Raw genomic sequence first — 15,136 nt, 5'->3', positions numbered from 1 at the left:
GTGTGGCGAATACGGGTTCGGACCATGTCGATATTCCGCTTCCGCTTAAAACAGGTGATAGCGCTGGGCCAGCGGCAACTCCGTGGCCGGCTCGCAGGTCAAGAGCTCGCCGTCGCAGCGCACCTCGTAGGTCTGGGGGTCGACGCTAAGCTCCGGGCAGGCGTCATTAAGTTTCATATCCCCTTTCCTTACCCCCCTGACGTCGCGGCAGGCCACCAGCCGGCTCGCCAGTCCCAGCCGCTCCTTGATGCCGGCATCCAGCGCCGCCTGGCTGACGAAGCTGACTCGGGTCTGGCTGGCGGCGCGGCCAAAGGCGCCGAACATCGGCCGGTAGTGCACCGGCTGGGGCGTGGGAATCGACGCATTGGGGTCGCCCATGGGAGCGGCGGCGATCATCCCCGCCTTGAGGATCAGCGCCGGCTTGACGCCGAAGAAGGCCGGGCTCCACAGCACCAGGTCGGCGAGCTTGCCCACCTCGATGGAACCCACCTCGTGAGCGATGCCGTGGGTGATCGCCGGGTTGATGGTGTACTTGGCGATATAGCGCCGGGCGCGGAAGTTGTCGGCGCCGAGCGCCTTATCCTCCGGCAGCAGGCCGCGCTGCACCCTCATCTTGTGGGCGGTCTGCCAGGTGCGGCACACCACCTCGCCGACCCGGCCCATGGCCTGGGAGTCGGAGGCGATCATCGAGATCACTCCCAGGTCCTGGAGGATATCCTCGGCGGCGATGGTCTCGCGGCGAATCCGCGAATCGGCGAAGGCCACGTCCTCGGGAATATTGGGGTCCAGGTGGTGGCACACCATCAGCATGTCCAGGTGCTCGTCGATGGTGTTGACCGTATAGGGCCGGGTCGGGTTGGTGGAGGACGGCAGCACATAGGGCTTGGCGCAGGCGGTGAGGATATCCGGCGCATGGCCGCCCCCGGCCCCCTCGGTGTGGTAGGTGTGGATGCCGCGCTCCTTGAAGGCCGCCAGGGTATCCTCCACGAAGCCCGACTCGTTGAGGGTGTCGGTGTGGATGGCGATCTGGACATCATAGCGCTCGGCGACGCTAAGGCAGTTGTCGATGGAGGCCGGGGTGGTGCCCCAGTCCTCGTGGAGCTTGAGGCCCATGGCCCCGGCCTCGAGCTGGGCCTCCAGGGCCTCCGGCAGGCTGGCGTTGCCCTTGCCGAGGAAACCGATATTCATGGGCAGGTCGTCGACGGCCTGGAGCATCTTGCCCAGGTGCCACTCCCCCGGGGTGCAGGTGGTGGCATTCGACCCCGTGGCCGGCCCGGTGCCGCCGCCCAGCATGGTAGTGATGCCGCTCATCAGCGCCTCCTCCACCTGCTGGGGGCAGATAAAGTGGATATGGGCGTCGATGCCGCCGGCGGTGAGGATCTTGCCTTCGCCGGCGATGATCTCGGTGCCCGGGCCGATGACGATCTCCACGTCGGGCTGGGTATCCGGGTTACCGGCCTTGCCGATGGCCGCGATACGCCCGCCCTGGAGCCCCACGTCGGCCTTGACGACGCCCCACCAGTCGAGGATCAGGGCATTGGTGATCACGGTGTCCATCACGGCATCGTCATGGCGCTGGCTCTGGCCCATGCCGTCGCGGATCACCTTGCCGCCGCCGAACTTCACCTCCTCGCCGTAGTGGGTGGCGTCGCGCTCCACCTCGATCCACAATTCGGTATCGCCCAGACGCACCCGGTCGCCCACCGTGGGGCCGTACATATCCGCATAGGCCTGGCGGCTGATGGTATTGGGAGACGTCATGATTTCCCTCCCTTGCCGTCGGAGTTGGAAGCAGACGACCTTCGCGCGGTGCCGGGCGCGATAGAAGCCGCGGCGTCGGGCGCGATAGAAGCCGCGGCGTCGGGCGCGATAGAAGCCGCGGCGTCGGGCGCGGTAGACGGGGTTCGCGCATCGGCGGGCGCGCTAGAGAGCGCGCCCATCACCTCGCCGCGGAAACCGTAGATATGGCGGCGGCCGACGAAGGGAATCAGCGTCACCCGGCGGGTCTGCCCCGGCTCGAAGCGGATCGCCGTGCCGGCGGCCACGTCGAGGCGATAGCCACGCGCCTTGGCGCGGTCGAAGACCAGCGCCGGATTGGCCTCGGCGAAGTGGTAGTGAGAGCCGACCTGGATCGGTCGATCACCGGTATTGGCGACCTCGAGGGCGAGCCGCTCGCGCCCCTCGCAGAGCGCGATCTCGGCGTCCTGCAACTGGTACTGTCCTGGAATCATTGGGCCGGGAATCATTGCCATCTCCTTAGACGATGGGGTCGTGAACCGTGACCAGCTTGGTGCCGTCGGGGAAGGTGGCCTCCACCTGCACCTCGTCGACCATCTCCGCCACCCCCTCCATGACCTCGTCACGGCTCAGGATCTCGCGGCCATGGCTCATCAGCTCCGCCACCGTGCGCCCGTCCCGGGCGCCTTCCAATATCTCGAAGCTGATCAGCGCCACCGCCTCGGGATAGTTGAGCTTCAAGCCACGGGCGCGGCGCCGCTCGGCCAGTTGGGCGGCCAGGAAGAGCATCAGCTTGTCTTTGTCTCTGGGGGTGAGTTCCATGGGCCTCTCCAGGCAGATGTCAGGTAAACCAGATTCGTGGCGGATGCGCCTCGCGGCCGACGAGCCGCGGGCGCAGCACTCGCCAGGCGGCCTCGCAGAGCGCCCAAGCCTCGTTGCGCTCCTGGCCCAGGTAGCGCAGCAGCAGCACCCCGTGACGCAGCGTCACCGCCCAGCGGGGGCTGGCCGGCAGGGCCTCGCGCAGCGCCTCGATCGCCTCAATCGCCGCATCCAGCCCCACCGCCCAGAGGGTCGCCTGGACGCTGGCGCCGCCCTGCCCCCAGCGCCCGCGAAAGCGCGGATGCCGGGGGTCCAGCGGCTGGCGCTCCAGCCATAGCGGCTGGCCGTCGCGGCGCAGGGCGAAGCGCTGCTCGATGCGCCCGCTGACATAGGGCAGGCGGCTCGCCGGACGCCCCAGCGCCAGCACTTCCCAGCCCAGGCAGCGGGCGTTTCCGGAGAGTTCGACGGTGGTGACCTGCTCGCCCCAGGAGCCATCGAAGGCGATCGTCTCCTGGGGCAGCCATTCGAGGACGCCGCCATCGGCCACCTCGAGCTCGGTATATTGCCGCCAGGCCACGCCATGGCTATCGGCCCGGTAGAGCTTGTTGGCCGCCGGCGTGGTCAGCAGCGCCCGGGCCCCCGCCCCGACCTCTGCCTGGATGGTCAGGGCATCGCCGCTGACCAGCCCGCCGGGGGGGTGCAACAGGTAGACATGGCAGGCTTCATCCCGCCCCTCCGGATAGAAGGGACGCTGGACCCGCAGCGGTCCCTGGTGACGCGCCCTGACCATCCGCGTGGCCCCCTGGCGCGCCGCGAAGCCGAGCGCCAGCGACGCTGCCCAGCGGCGGCGGGCATCGAAGCGGTGACCGGAGTCGAGGCCTGGCGGGGTGACTGGCGGGGTGGCCGTCATCGGCGAGCGTCCTGTTGGCTGGCATTCACGGCTCTTCAGCAAGCCTCGTACCAGTTTGGTGAATTTATTATTTTTAATATACAAATCAAATGGTTATATTGTATACCTCGACGTATCCAGGAGCCGAAGCGCACCATAGAAAGGCCACCACGGGGCGCGCGGGGCACCACAAGAGTGCGTAAATCACTACCAGGCACCGTCAGGGTGCAAGACCTCGGCTCGGCTCACTCGAGACGGCGATTAGACGCTCAGATGCTCCTTGATCAAGGCCTCGGAGAGCTCCTCGATGCCGCCCTTGGCCACCGGGCGACCACGATCCAGGATCACGAAGCGGTCGGCATACTGGCGGGCGAAGGGCAGCTTCTGCTCCACCAGCAGCACCGTCAGGTCATCCTCGGCGATCAGCCGGCGGATCACCTCGCCGATCAGGGTGACGATATTGGGCTGGATGCCCTCCCCCGGCTCATCGAGGATCAGCAGGCGGGGCTCGATCACCAGGGCGCGGCCGATGGCCAGTTGCTGCTGCTGACCGCCGGAGAGGTCGCCACCACGGCGGTGGCGCATCTCCTCGAGCACCGGAAACAGCTCGTAGATGCGCTGGGGAATGGTGCGGCGGCCGTCGCCGCGGGCGGCCAGGCCGGTGCGCAGGTTCTCCTCCACCGTCAGCAGCGGGAAGATCTGCCGGCCCTGGGGCACGTAGCCGATGCCCAGCCGCGAGCGCGCCTCGACGCGCTGGCGGGTCAGCTCCACGTCGTCGGCATAACGGAGGCTGCCGGAGGCCACCGCCACCTCGCCCATGATCGCCTTCATCAGGGTGGTCTTGCCGACGCCGTTACGGCCCATCACGCAGGTGCACTGCCCCGCCGGCACCGTCAGGTCCAGGTCCCAGAGGGTGTGGCTCTCGCCGTAGTACTGGTTCAACTGGTCGATCTCGAGCATCAGGCGATCTCCTCCTCGGCACCCAGGTAGACCTCGATGACCCTGGGGTCGCTGGACACCTGGTCCATGCTCCCCTCCGCCAGCACGCTGCCCTGGTGCAGCACCGTCACGGTGCGGGCGATGGAGCGTACGAAGCCCATATCGTGCTCCACCACCACCACCGACTGCTGGCCGGCGAGCCCCGTCAACAGCTCGGCGGTGCGCTCCATCTCCTGCTCGGTCATGCCGGCCACCGGCTCGTCCACCAGCAGCAGGCGCGGCCGCTGCATCAGCAGCATGCCGATCTCCAGCCACTGCTTCTGGCCATGGGAGAGGATGCCCGCGGGCCGCTGGCGCAGCTCGCCGAGGCCGATGGTGGCCAGCACCTCGTCGATGCGCTCGCGCCCCTCGCCACTCAGGCGGGCGGTGAGGGTCGGCAGGATACGCTTGTCGGCGGCCATCGCCAGTTCCAGGTTCTCGAACACGCTGAGCGCCTCGAACACCGTGGGCTTCTGGAACTTGCGGCCGATGCCTAGGCTGGCGATCGCCGGCTCGTTCAGGGTCAGCAGGTCGTGGCGGCTGCCGAACCATACCGAGCCATGGTCGGGGCGGGTCTTGCCGGTGATGATGTCCATCATGGTGGTCTTGCCGGCGCCGTTGGGACCGATGATGCAGCGCAATTCCCCGTCGTCGATGGTCAGGTTGAGGTCGTTGATCGCCTTGAAACCATCGAAGCTCACGGTGACGTCCTCCAGGTAGAGGATGGGGCCATGGCGCACGTCCACCGGGGAGGCGGCGGGGACCAGGAAATCGAAGACGCGATCGCGATCGGCCAGTTGTTGCAGCAGGTTCATGCGGAGACCTCCTTGCCGGTCGTTCCCTCGTCATGCTGGCGGCGCCGGCCCGGGACGCGATAGGCGAGCAGCCCCGCCACGCCCCTGGGCAGCAGGACCGTCACCAGCACGAAGAGCCCGCCGAGGGCGAACAGCCAGGCGTCGGGCATCACCCCGGTGAACACCGTCTTGGCATAGTTGACGAGTATCGCTCCGATCACCGCGCCGTAGAGGGTCGCCCGGCCGCCCAGCGCCACCCAGAGCACGATCTCGATGGAGAACAGCGGCGAGAACTCGCTGGGGTTGATGATCCCCACCTGGGGCACATAGAGGGCGCCGGCCAGGCCGGCGAGCATCGCCGAGACCACGAAGACGAACAGCTGCACCCGCTCGACCCGGTAGCCGAGGAAGCGGGTGCGCGCCTCGGCGTCGCGGGTGGCCACGCAGACCCGGCCGAGCTTGCTGCCGACGATGGCCCGACACAGCACATAGCCCAGGGCCAGCGCCACGCCGCTGGCGATAAACAGGCCCAGGCGAGTGGCGTCGCTTCTCAGGTTGAAGCCGAGGATCTCGCGGAAGTCGGTGAGGCCGTTGTTGCCGCCGAAGCCCATCTCATTGCGGAAGAAGGCCAGCATCAGGGCGAAGGTCAGCGCCTGGGTGATGATCGACAGGTAGACCCCGGTGACCCGGGAGCGGAAGGCCAGGAATCCGAACACCAGGGCCAGGGCCCCCGGCGCCAGCAGCACCATCGGGAAGGCGAACCAGGCCATGTCGAAACCGGCCCAGTACCAGGGCAGGCTCTGCCAGTCGAGGAACACCATGAAATCCGGCAGCTCCGGGTGCCCGTAGACCCCGCGGTCGCCGATCTGGCGCATCAGGTACATGCCCATGGCATAGCCGCCGAGGGCGAAGAAGGCGCCATGGCCCAGGCTGAGGATGCCGAGGTAGCCCCACACCAGGTCCACCGCCACCGCCAGCAGGGCATAACTCAGGTACTTGCCGAACAAGTTAACGGTATACGCATTGATATGCAGCGGGTGCCCCTGGGGCACGGCGAGGTGCAGCACCGTGACCAGCAGCAGGGCCGCCAGCAGCACGCCGAGGAAGCGCCGCGTCGAGCGCTCGTTGAAGGGTCGTGTCAGCCACATGATCGCTTAGCCCTCCGCCGCCCGGCCCTGCTGCGGGAAGAGTCCGCGGGGGCGTTTCTGGATAAACAGGATGATCAACACCAGCACGATGATCTTGGCCAGGACGGCGCCCGCCCAGGGCTCCAGCACCTGGTTGATGACGCCCAGGGAGAGGCCCGCCACCAGGGTGCCCCAGAGGTTCCCCACCCCGCCGAACACCACCACCATGAAGGAGTCGATGATGTAGTTCTGGCCCAGGTTGGGCCCCACGTTGGTGAGCTGGGAGAGCGCCACCCCGGCGAGCCCCGCCACCCCGGAGCCCAGGGCGAAGGTGAGGATATCGACGCGGGTGGCGCGGATCCCCATGGCCCGCGCCATGGCGCGGTTCTGGGTCACGGCGCGCACCTCGAGCCCGAGCCGGCTGCGGCGCATGATCAGCATCAGGGCGGCGAACACCAGCAGGGCGAAGCCGAGCACATAGAGGCGGTTGAGGGTCAGCGACAGGGCATCGTTGATGGCGATGGAGCCACTCATCCACTCCGGGGTCACCACGCTGCGGTTGAGCGGCGAGATGACGGTGCGCACCAGTTGCTGGAGGATCAGGCTGATGCCGAAGGTGGCCAGCAGGGTCTCCAGCGGCCGTCCCTTGAGGAACTGGATCACCCCGCGCTCGATGGCCACGCCCGCCAGCGCCGCCACCAGGAAGCCGGCGGGAATCGCCAGGAGCAGCGCCAGGCCGGGCTGGCCGGGGAGCAGCTGCTGCATGGCCCAGGTGGTGTAGGCGCCGAGCATGATCAGCTCGCCGTGGGCCATGTTGATCACCCCCATCACCCCGAAGGTGATGGCCAGGCCGATCGCCGCCAGCACCAGCACCGAGCCCAGCGACAGGCCGAAGTAGAGGGTCTCCACCGCGCGATTGACCTTGAGCAGCTGCTCGATGGCGTTCAAGGCGCTACCGGCCGCCGCGGCGAGTGCCGGATCATCGCCGCCGACGGCACGGCTTTCTATCGCGCCCGATGCCGCGCGAGCGAGGGCCACCCGCACCCGCGGATGCAGGCTGCCTTCGAGATCGGCCACGGCGGCCGCCTCGCCCTGCTCCAGGCGATACACCGCCAGGGCCTGGACCAGCCGCCGGCGCACCCCGCTATCCGTCTCGGCCTCGATCACCGCGGCCAGGGGCGCGGCCAGCTCGGCATCCACCTCGCCGAGCAGGCGCTCGGCGGAGGCGCGCCGCTGGTCGAGGTCGGGAGAATGCAGGTCGACCACGGCGATGGCGCTGCGCAGCTGGTTGCGCAGGGCATTGTTGATGCCGAGGCGCTCCAGGTCACGGCGCGACATCTCGCCCAGCGGCTCGCCGGTCAGGGCATCCGCCACCGACCAGTCGCGGCCGCGGTTGTCGAGCACCACCACGAAACGCCCCGCCTCGGTGCGCTGCAGGCGGCCATCGAGCAACGCCTGGAGCCAGTCCCGGGCGCGGGGGTCGCCGCTGCCGACGATGGCCTCGATGGCGTGGGCCTTGTCGGCATAGGCGCGCACGTCCAGGGCCTCCAGCAGGGCAATGGCCTCGGCCTCCCGCTCGCCCTGGGCCTGGGCCTGGGCCTGGGCGCCCATGGGTAGCATCAGCAGGCATAACAGCAGAAGCAGCAAGGCGCGGCGGACCGGGCCGCTGGCCGCGCCACACCTTGCCTCGACCGGCCGCGGCCGGGGGACATTGCTCATCGGGCTTTCCTCGGTAGTCGGAATCATCGGCAGGCGTGCTCCCCCGCCGAGCCTGCGGCGGGGGATGGAGCCCGTCGGACCCGACGCTGATCCGGGACGATCGGTCAAATCCGACGGGCTCCCGGGACTCACTCGGCGAGCGCCACCTCGGCCTCGGCGGCGGCGTTACTGCCGCCGCAGCTGCCATTGGCCACGTTGAAGTTGCCGCAGCGCAGCGGGGCGCGCCAATCGCCGATCAGGTCCCGGGAGCCGGGCAGGTAGTCGGACCAGGCGTCGCCGGCCACGCTGGACGGGGTCTGCCAGACGATGTCGAACTGGCCGTTGTCCTGCACCTCGCCGATCAACACCGGCTTGGTGATGTGGTGGTTGGGCATCATCGCCGCATAGCCGCCGGAGAGGTTGGGCACGGTGACGCCGATGATGGCGTCCTTGACGGCGTCGACGTCGGTGGTGCCGGCCTTGCGCACCGCCTCGGCCCACATATTGAAGCCGATATAGTGGGCCTCCATGGGGTCGTTGGTGACCGCCTCCTCGTCGCCGGTCCAGTCGATCCAGGCATCGATGAAGTCATAGTTGGCGTCGCTGTCGACGCTCATGAAGTAGTTCCAGGCGGCCAGGTGACCGACCAGCGGGCCGGTATCGATGCCGGAGAGCTCCTGCTCGCCCACCGAGAAGGCGATCACCGGGATGTCGGCGGCATCGACGCCCTGGTTGGCGAGCTCACGGTAGAAGGGCACGTTGGCATCGCCGTTGATGGTGGAGATGACCGCCGTGGGCTTGCCTTCGGCGCCGAAGCGGCGCACCTCGGCGACGATGTTCTGCCAGTCGGAGTGGCCGAAGGGGGTGTAGTCGACCAGGATGTCCTCCTCGGCCACGCCATGCTCCTCCTGGAGGTAGGCCTCGAGGATGCGATTGGTGGTGCGCGGGTAGACATAGTCGGTGCCGAGCAGGGCGAAGCGCTCGATGCCCACCTCATCGATCAGGTAGTCGACGGCGGGAATCGCCTGCTGATTGGGCGCCGCCCCGGTGTAGAAGACGTTCTCCGAGGACTCCTCGCCCTCGTATTGCACCGGGTAGAAGAGCAGGCCGTTGAGCTCTTCCACCACCGGTAGCACCGCCTTGCGCGATACCGAGGTCCAGTTGCCGAAGATCACGTCGACCTCCTCCTGGGCGAGCAGCTCCCGGGCCCGCTCGGCGAACAGCGGCCAGTTGGAGGCCGGATCCACCACCACCGCCTCGAGGGGCCGGCCCAGCAGGCCGCCCTCGGCATTCTGCTGCTCGATCAGCATCTCCACGGTGTCCTTGAGGGTCGATTCGCTGATCGCCATGGTGCCGGACAGCGAATGCAGGATGCCGACCCGGATGGGGTCCGCGTCCTGGGCCTGGGCGACACTCGCGCCCGCGATCGACAGGGCCAGGACCGAAGCGGCCAGGATCTTGTTGTTGTGACTCGAGGTCATGGGACTCTCCTGAGGGTCATGGGTGTTGTCGACAGACCATGGGCCTGCGCTTGGCTGTCGTAGCGCGGGGTCATGGCGTTCCCCACACCGTTTCCTCCCCGGCACGCCGGCCGCGGGCTTCGTGCAGCCCATGCAGGGTGATCTGGCAGACCAGGTCGTTGCATAAGCCGCGCCACAGCACTCTTTGGCTAGAAAATTCGTTGATATTCATCATATTGCCGGCCTTCCCCCGCCCCCCAGGCCGCCCGGGGGCGTGGCATTCGCCCCATGAGGGGGCATGGCCGAGGCGTGGCCTGCACCAATCCCGGGCGGGAGTGGCCAGGCCTGCACCGGGCACGAGAAAGGGCGCCCCATTTGGGGCGCCCTTTCTCGTACTTTATGGAGGTTGTCGGTGAATCAATCGACCGGGTAGAAGGCCTCCTCGGCCAGGCCCATCAGCGGCTCGGCGCCGCCCTGGATCCGCGCCTCCAGGCTCAGTGTCTTGGGCAACTGGCGGGAGAGGAAGTAGCGCCCCACCGCCAGCTTGGCGCGATAGAAGGCCTCGCCGCCGGGGCCGTCCGCGGCCAGGCCGTGACGGGCGGCCCGGGCCATCTTCCACCACATCCAGGCATAGGCCACCAGGCCCAACAGCTCCAGGACGTCGGTGGCGGCGGCACCCAGCTCGTCGGGATCCGCGGCGCCGCGCGCCAGCAGGCCATCGCTCACCGCCTCCAGGCGGGCCAGGGCCTGGGTGGCGGCGTCGCGGAAGTCGGCGATCTCGGCGTCGCCCCCCTCGGCCAGGTCGGCGCGCATCGCCGCGGCGAAGCGCGCCAGGTAGGCGCCGCGGTTGCGGGCCAGCTTGCGCCCCACCAGGTCCATGGCCTGGATGCCGTTGGTGCCCTCGTAGATCATGGCGATGCGCGCGTCGCGCACATACTGCTCGGCGCCCCACTCCACGCAGTAGCCGTTGCCGCCATAGAGCTGCTGGGCGGTCACCGTGGCCTCGAAGCCGCGATCGGTGAGGAAGGCCTTGGCCACCGGGGTCAGCAGCGCCACCATCTCATCGGCCTGCTCGCGCACCGCCGCCTCGGGGTGGAACTTAGCCAGGTCGAGCTGGCCGGCGACGAAGGCGGTGAAGGCCCGCCCGCCCTCGTTCCAGGCCCGGGCCTCCAAGGCCATGCGGCGCACGTCGGGATGCACCAGGATGGGATCGGCGGCGGCCTCGGGCTCGGCGGGCCCGCGCGGGGCGCGGCTCTGACGGCGCTCCCGGGCGAAGTCCATGGCGCTCTGGTAGGCCACCTCGCCGAGGCCGAGGCCCTGGATGCCGATGGAGAGGCGCTCGTAGTTCATCATGGTGAACATGGCGGCCAGGCCCTGGTGGGGCTCGCCGATCAGGATGCCCTCGGCGCCGTCGAAGTTCATCACGCAGGTGGCGCTGCCCTTGATGCCCATCTTGTGCTCCAGGCCGCCGCAGCTCAGGGCGTTGCGCTCGCCGAGCTCGCCCCGCGCGTCGACCCTGAACTTGGGCACCAGGAACAGCGAGATCCCCCGGGAGCCCGCCGGGGCGTCCGGCAGCTTGGCCAGCACCAGGTGGACGATATTCTCGGCCAGGTCATGCTCGCCGCCGGTGATCCAGATCTTGGTGCCGGTGATGGCGTAGCGTTGCTCGCCCGGGGCTGCGTCGCCAGGAGCTGGCAGGGGTTCGGCGCGGGTCTTGATCAGCCCCAGGTCGGTGCCGCAGTGGGGCTCGGTGAGGCACATGGTGCCCAGCCACTGGCCGGCATACATCTTCGGCAGGTAGCGCGCCTTGGTGGCCGCATCGGCGTGGCTGTCGAGCAGCAGGGTGGCGCCGCTATTCAGCGCCGGATAGAGGGCGAAGCCGGTATTGGTGGCGTAGAGCATCTCCTCGAAGGCCACGGTGAGCTGCTTGGGCATGCCCTGGCCATCATGCTCCGGGTTACCGCCCAGGCCGAACCAGCCGCCCTCGGCCAGGGTCGCGAAGGCGGCCTTGAAGCCCGTCGGGGTGCGCACCTCGCCGCCTTCGAAGCGACAGCCCTCGGCATCGCCGCTCTGGTTGAGGGGAAAGAGCTCGGCGCCGGTGACCCGGGCGCCCTCCTCGAGGATCGCCTCGGCCAGGTCCGCATCCAGGGCCTGGGTGGCGGGCATGGTGGCCCAGGTCTCGGGCGCCTGGAAGACCTCGTTGAGGATAAAGCGCATATCGCGAAGCGGGGCGCGGTAGCTGGCCATGGGATTCTCCTTGGGCTGTGATCGAGAGCGGCTCACGAATTAAAACACTTGTTTTAATCATAGCGCCCCTGGCCCGTGCTGTCATACCGACCTTGGCCGCAGACGACGACGGGGCCGCGCTGTGCGCGGCCCCGTCGATGGGTTGGCCCTCCCGGGCCGGGTCGCTCGCCGGGTCAATCGCCGACTCAGGCCCGGACGCGACGCGCCACCACCAGCTTCTTGATCAGCGGCAGGGTCAGCGACAGGGCCGCCACCACCAGCAGCGCCAGGGAGATCGGCTTGTCGATAAAGGTCATCCAGTCGCCGCCGGAGATCTGCAGGGCGCGACGCATCGACTCCTCCATGATATCGCCGAGGATCAGCGCCAGGATCAGCGGCGCGGTGGGGAAGCCGAACAGGCGCATGCCCAGGCCGATCAGGCCGAAGCCGAGCAGCAGCAGCAGGTCGAAGATGCTGAAGCTCATGCCGTAGACGCCCACCATGCAGAAGATCAGGATCAGCGCCAGCAGCAGCGGCCGCGGCATATCGAGGATCTTGGCGATCAGCGGAATCAGCGGCAGGTTGAGCACCAGCAGGAAGATATTGCCGATATACATGCTGGCGATCACCCCCCAGAAGACATCCGGGCGATCCACCAGCATCGCCGGCCCCGGGGTCACACCCATCACCAGCAGGGCGCCGAGCAGCACCGCCGTGGTCCCGGAACCCGGCACGCCAAGGGTCAGCAGCGGCACGAAGGAGCCGGTGCAGGCGGCGTTGTTGGCGGCCTCGGGGGCGGCCACCCCCTTGATATTGCCCTTGCCGAAGGTGTCGCCGTCCTTGGCCAGGCGCTTCTCCATGCTGTAGCCGAGGAAGGAGCCGATGGTGGCCCCGGCGCCGGGCAGCACCCCGGTGAAGAAGCCCAGCACCGAGCTGCGACCCACCGGCGCGGCGATCTCCTTGACCTCGGACTTCGACAGCTTGAGGGAGCCGATGGCGTTGCGCGGCGGTTCCTTGCCGCCGCCGCCGCGCAGCAGCATGTAGAAGACCTCGGCCAGGGCGAAGATGCCGAGTGCCACCACCAGGAAGTCGATGCCGTCCAGCAGGTGCAGGGTGCCGAAGGTATAGCGCTCGGTGCCGGTCTGCAGGTCGATGCCGATGATCGAGATCATCACCCCGACCACCGCGGCGATCAGCCCCTTGACCAGCGACTTGTCGGAGAGCGAGACCACCGCGGTCAGGCCCAGCGCCATCAGCGCGAAGTACTCCGCCGGCCCGAAGCTCACCGCCACCTTGCCGAGCAGCGGCGCCACCAGCATCAGGAAGACCACCGAGATGGTGCCGCCGATGAAGGAGGCATAGGCGGCGATGGCCAGGGCCTTGCCGGCCATGCCCTGCTTGGCCATCGGGTAGCCGTCGAAGGAGGTGGCCACGGTGCCGGCCACGCCGGGGGCATTGAGCAGGATCGAGGAGGTGGAACCGCCGAAGATGGCGCCGTAATAGACCCCCGCCATCAGGATCAGCCCCGAGGCGGGATCCATGGCGAAGGTCAAGGGGATCATCAGGGCGAGCGCGCTGATGGGGCCCAGCCCCGGCAGCATGCCGATGATGGTGCCGGCGAAGACCCCGGCGAAGACATAGACCAGGTTCATCGGCTCCAGCGCGATGCCGAAGCCATACATCAGGTTATTGAAGGACTCCATGGGAAGGCTCTCTCGGGCTGGGGCTCACAGGGGCAGCGGGCCGGTGGGCAGGTAGACGTCCATGATGCGGGTCATCACCAGGTAGAGGCTCAGTACCACGCCCAGTGAGGTCGCCAGGTTGACGCCATGGCGGCGGTAGCCGTAGTACCAGGCCAGGCCGAAGGCCAGCGCCGTGGAGGTCAGCACGAAGCCCAGCGGCACCAGCAGCAACGCATAGGCGGCGATCGCCAGGGCGGTGATCACCACCCGTGACCAGGGCCGCAGCAGCAGCGGCAGGGCCCGCTCCTCGGCACTCGGCTCATGGAGCACCTCGTCGGCGGTGGGGCGCTCCAGGAACAGCCACACCGCCAGGCCCAGCAGGGTAACCCCCAGCACCTTGGGGAAGAGGTCGGAATCCACCGGCCGCGGCAGCGGGAAGGTGGGAATCTGGAAGGCCATGGCCAAATAGCCCAGGGCCAGCAGGGCGATCAGGATCGCCAGGATCTGATTGGTATTGAGTCGTGTCATGGGAATACCGCCTCGCGTCGACGGGCCCTAGGCCCGCCGACGCGGTTTTCAGGGTAGGAAGGGTGACGAAGCCATGCCGACGGCTTAGCGCCGCATCAGCCCAAGGTCGCCGAGGATCTCGCTGAACTGGGCATGCTGGGCGTCGAGGAAGTCGCCGAAGGCCTCGCTATCCTGGTAGGCATCGATCCAGCCCAGCTGATCGCGGGCCTGCTGCCAGCCCTCGGTCTCGAGCATCGCGGCGAACAGCGTCTCGTAGTAGGCCACCGCCTCCTCCGGCATATCCGGGGCGCCCATGACGCCGCGCCAGATATCGAAGCTGTAGTCGATGCCCTGCTCCTGATAGGTGGGCACCTCGGCCAGGGCGCCGCTCAGGCGCTCGGCAGACGAGACCCCCAGGGCGCGCACCTCGCTGCCCTCACCCAACTGACCGGCGACCTCGCCGGCGCCGGAGATCACCGCCTCCACGTGGCCGCCGAGCAGGTTGGTCATGGCCTCGCCGCCGCCGGAGAAGGCGATATAGTTGACACTGCTGGCCTCCAGGCCGGCGGCATCGGCCAGGCCGGCCATGGAGATATGGTCCATGGAGCCCGGGGCGCTACCGCCACCGATGCTCAGGCTGGGGTTCTCGCGCACCGCCTCGAGCAGGTCGTTGAGGTCCTGATACTCGGACTCCGCGTCCACCAGGACGATGGAGTAGTCGGTGCTCAACCGGGCGATGGGGGTAAAATCCTCGTGCCCGAAGCGCGAAGTGCCGGCCAGGGGCACCAGGATGATGGGCGGGCTGGTGGCGAACAGCTTATGGGGGTTGCCGCTATCCCGGGCGATCTGCGCCCAGGCCACGGCACCGCCGCCCCCCGGCACATTGATGGCGGCGAAGTTCTGCTCGGCCAGGTCCTCCTCCTGGAGCACCCGGGAGACGGTGCGTACCAGGGTGTCCCAGCCTCCGCCGGGGTTGGCCGGGGCGACGAATTCCACCGGGCGGGTGGGCTCCCAGTCGGCCTGGACGGTGGAGGTCCCGGCCAGGGCGGCCAGCGGCAGGGCCAGCAGGGCGAGGCGCTTGAGGCCGGGCTTGCGGGAAGTGAGGGGCATGGCGGTCATGGCGTTCTCCGACGTTAGGTCTGTTATTGTGAGTCGCCCGCAGGCGTACCACCGAACCTTAGGAGAGCCCTATGGCCTCAACAAGCTTGTGACCATAAAG

At 68.3% G+C, this 15,136-nt stretch carries 12 protein-coding genes and 1 pseudogene; all 13 read right to left on the bottom strand.

The features are described from left to right. Positions 1-45: 45 nt before the first annotated feature. Complete coding sequence (ureC, locus tag ACQ1W9_RS08240; protein ID WP_431026147.1) at positions 46-1,761, bottom strand: urease subunit alpha; 1,716 nt, start codon at positions 1,759-1,761, stop codon at positions 46-48. Positions 1,762-1,928: 167 nt separating this feature from the next. Then, positions 1,929-2,231 (bottom strand): annotated as a pseudogene (locus tag ACQ1W9_RS08235) (urease subunit beta); the annotation flags it as partial. A 25-nt stretch (positions 2,232-2,256) separates the two neighbouring features. After that, positions 2,257-2,559, bottom strand: a complete 303-nt coding sequence (locus ACQ1W9_RS08230; RefSeq protein WP_346064219.1) for an urease subunit gamma — start codon at positions 2,557-2,559, stop codon at positions 2,257-2,259. Positions 2,560-2,578: 19 nt separating this feature from the next. Continuing rightward, positions 2,579-3,466: an urease accessory protein UreD gene (locus ACQ1W9_RS08225; RefSeq protein ID WP_431026146.1), complete on the bottom strand. Its 888-nt coding sequence runs from the start codon at positions 3,464-3,466 to the stop codon at positions 2,579-2,581. Positions 3,467-3,706: 240 nt separating this feature from the next. Continuing rightward, positions 3,707-4,405, bottom strand: a complete 699-nt coding sequence (urtE, locus tag ACQ1W9_RS08220; RefSeq protein ID WP_431026145.1) for an urea ABC transporter ATP-binding subunit UrtE — start codon at positions 4,403-4,405, stop codon at positions 3,707-3,709. Next, the gene (gene urtD / locus ACQ1W9_RS08215) at positions 4,405-5,238 is read right to left on the bottom strand and encodes an urea ABC transporter ATP-binding protein UrtD (protein ID WP_431026144.1); all 834 of its coding nucleotides are present in this window, start codon (positions 5,236-5,238) and stop codon (positions 4,405-4,407) included. The genes urtE and urtD overlap by 1 nt, the downstream gene beginning before the upstream one ends. Then, positions 5,235-6,365: an urea ABC transporter permease subunit UrtC gene (gene urtC / locus ACQ1W9_RS08210; protein WP_431026143.1), complete on the bottom strand. Its 1,131-nt coding sequence runs from the start codon at positions 6,363-6,365 to the stop codon at positions 5,235-5,237. The genes urtD and urtC overlap by 4 nt, the downstream gene beginning before the upstream one ends. Positions 6,366-6,371: 6 nt before the next feature. Further along, the gene (gene urtB, locus ACQ1W9_RS08205; RefSeq protein ID WP_431026430.1) at positions 6,372-7,964 is read right to left on the bottom strand and encodes an urea ABC transporter permease subunit UrtB; all 1,593 of its coding nucleotides are present in this window, start codon (positions 7,962-7,964) and stop codon (positions 6,372-6,374) included. Between the two features lie 227 nt (positions 7,965-8,191). Further along, positions 8,192-9,523, bottom strand: a complete 1,332-nt coding sequence (gene urtA, locus ACQ1W9_RS08200) for an urea ABC transporter substrate-binding protein (RefSeq protein WP_431026142.1) — start codon at positions 9,521-9,523, stop codon at positions 8,192-8,194. Positions 9,524-9,919: 396 nt separating this feature from the next. Beyond that, positions 9,920-11,749, bottom strand: a complete 1,830-nt coding sequence (locus ACQ1W9_RS08195; RefSeq protein ID WP_431026141.1) for an acyl-CoA dehydrogenase C-terminal domain-containing protein — start codon at positions 11,747-11,749, stop codon at positions 9,920-9,922. Between the two features lie 185 nt (positions 11,750-11,934). Next, on the bottom strand, positions 11,935-13,431 hold the full coding sequence (locus ACQ1W9_RS08190) for a tripartite tricarboxylate transporter permease (protein WP_431026140.1): 1,497 nt from the start codon (positions 13,429-13,431) through the stop codon (positions 11,935-11,937). Positions 13,432-13,455: 24 nt separating this feature from the next. Continuing rightward, positions 13,456-13,938 (bottom strand): tripartite tricarboxylate transporter TctB family protein, encoded by a 483-nt coding sequence (locus tag ACQ1W9_RS08185; protein WP_431026139.1) that lies wholly within the window; start codon positions 13,936-13,938, stop codon positions 13,456-13,458. Positions 13,939-14,022: 84 nt separating this feature from the next. Next, complete coding sequence (locus tag ACQ1W9_RS08180) at positions 14,023-15,036, bottom strand: tripartite tricarboxylate transporter substrate binding protein (RefSeq protein ID WP_431026138.1); 1,014 nt, start codon at positions 15,034-15,036, stop codon at positions 14,023-14,025. Positions 15,037-15,136 lie beyond the last annotated feature (100 nt).

Origin of the sequence: Halomonas sp. H5, assembly GCF_050613175.1 — a bacterium.
Lineage (GTDB): Bacteria > Pseudomonadota > Gammaproteobacteria > Pseudomonadales > Halomonadaceae > Bisbaumannia > Bisbaumannia salifodinae.
The sequence above is the reverse complement of the archived record's forward strand: the minus strand, read 5'-3'. Positions and strand labels throughout refer to the sequence as shown.

What these genes read in the sequence shown, in the direction of transcription:
- urtB (WP_431026430.1), bottom strand. Translation starts at nt 7,964, where the DNA reads ATGCTACCCATGGGCGCCCAGGCCCAGGCCCAGGCCCAGGGCGAGCGG.
- ACQ1W9_RS08195 (WP_431026141.1), bottom strand. Translation starts at nt 11,749, where the DNA reads ATGGCCAGCTACCGCGCCCCGCTTCGCGATATGCGCTTTATCCTCAAC.
- ureC (WP_431026147.1), bottom strand. Translation starts at nt 1,761, where the DNA reads ATGACGTCTCCCAATACCATCAGCCGCCAGGCCTATGCGGATATGTAC.
- ACQ1W9_RS08230 (WP_346064219.1), bottom strand. Translation starts at nt 2,559, where the DNA reads ATGGAACTCACCCCCAGAGACAAAGACAAGCTGATGCTCTTCCTGGCC.
- urtC (WP_431026143.1), bottom strand. Translation starts at nt 6,365, where the DNA reads ATGTGGCTGACACGACCCTTCAACGAGCGCTCGACGCGGCGCTTCCTC.
- urtA (WP_431026142.1), bottom strand. Translation starts at nt 9,523, where the DNA reads ATGACCTCGAGTCACAACAACAAGATCCTGGCCGCTTCGGTCCTGGCC.
- ACQ1W9_RS08185 (WP_431026139.1), bottom strand. Translation starts at nt 13,938, where the DNA reads ATGACACGACTCAATACCAATCAGATCCTGGCGATCCTGATCGCCCTG.
- ACQ1W9_RS08225 (WP_431026146.1), bottom strand. Translation starts at nt 3,466, where the DNA reads ATGACGGCCACCCCGCCAGTCACCCCGCCAGGCCTCGACTCCGGTCAC.
- ACQ1W9_RS08190 (WP_431026140.1), bottom strand. Translation starts at nt 13,431, where the DNA reads ATGGAGTCCTTCAATAACCTGATGTATGGCTTCGGCATCGCGCTGGAG.
- urtE (WP_431026145.1), bottom strand. Translation starts at nt 4,405, where the DNA reads ATGCTCGAGATCGACCAGTTGAACCAGTACTACGGCGAGAGCCACACC.
- urtD (WP_431026144.1), bottom strand. Translation starts at nt 5,238, where the DNA reads ATGAACCTGCTGCAACAACTGGCCGATCGCGATCGCGTCTTCGATTTC.
- ACQ1W9_RS08180 (WP_431026138.1), bottom strand. Translation starts at nt 15,036, where the DNA reads ATGACCGCCATGCCCCTCACTTCCCGCAAGCCCGGCCTCAAGCGCCTC.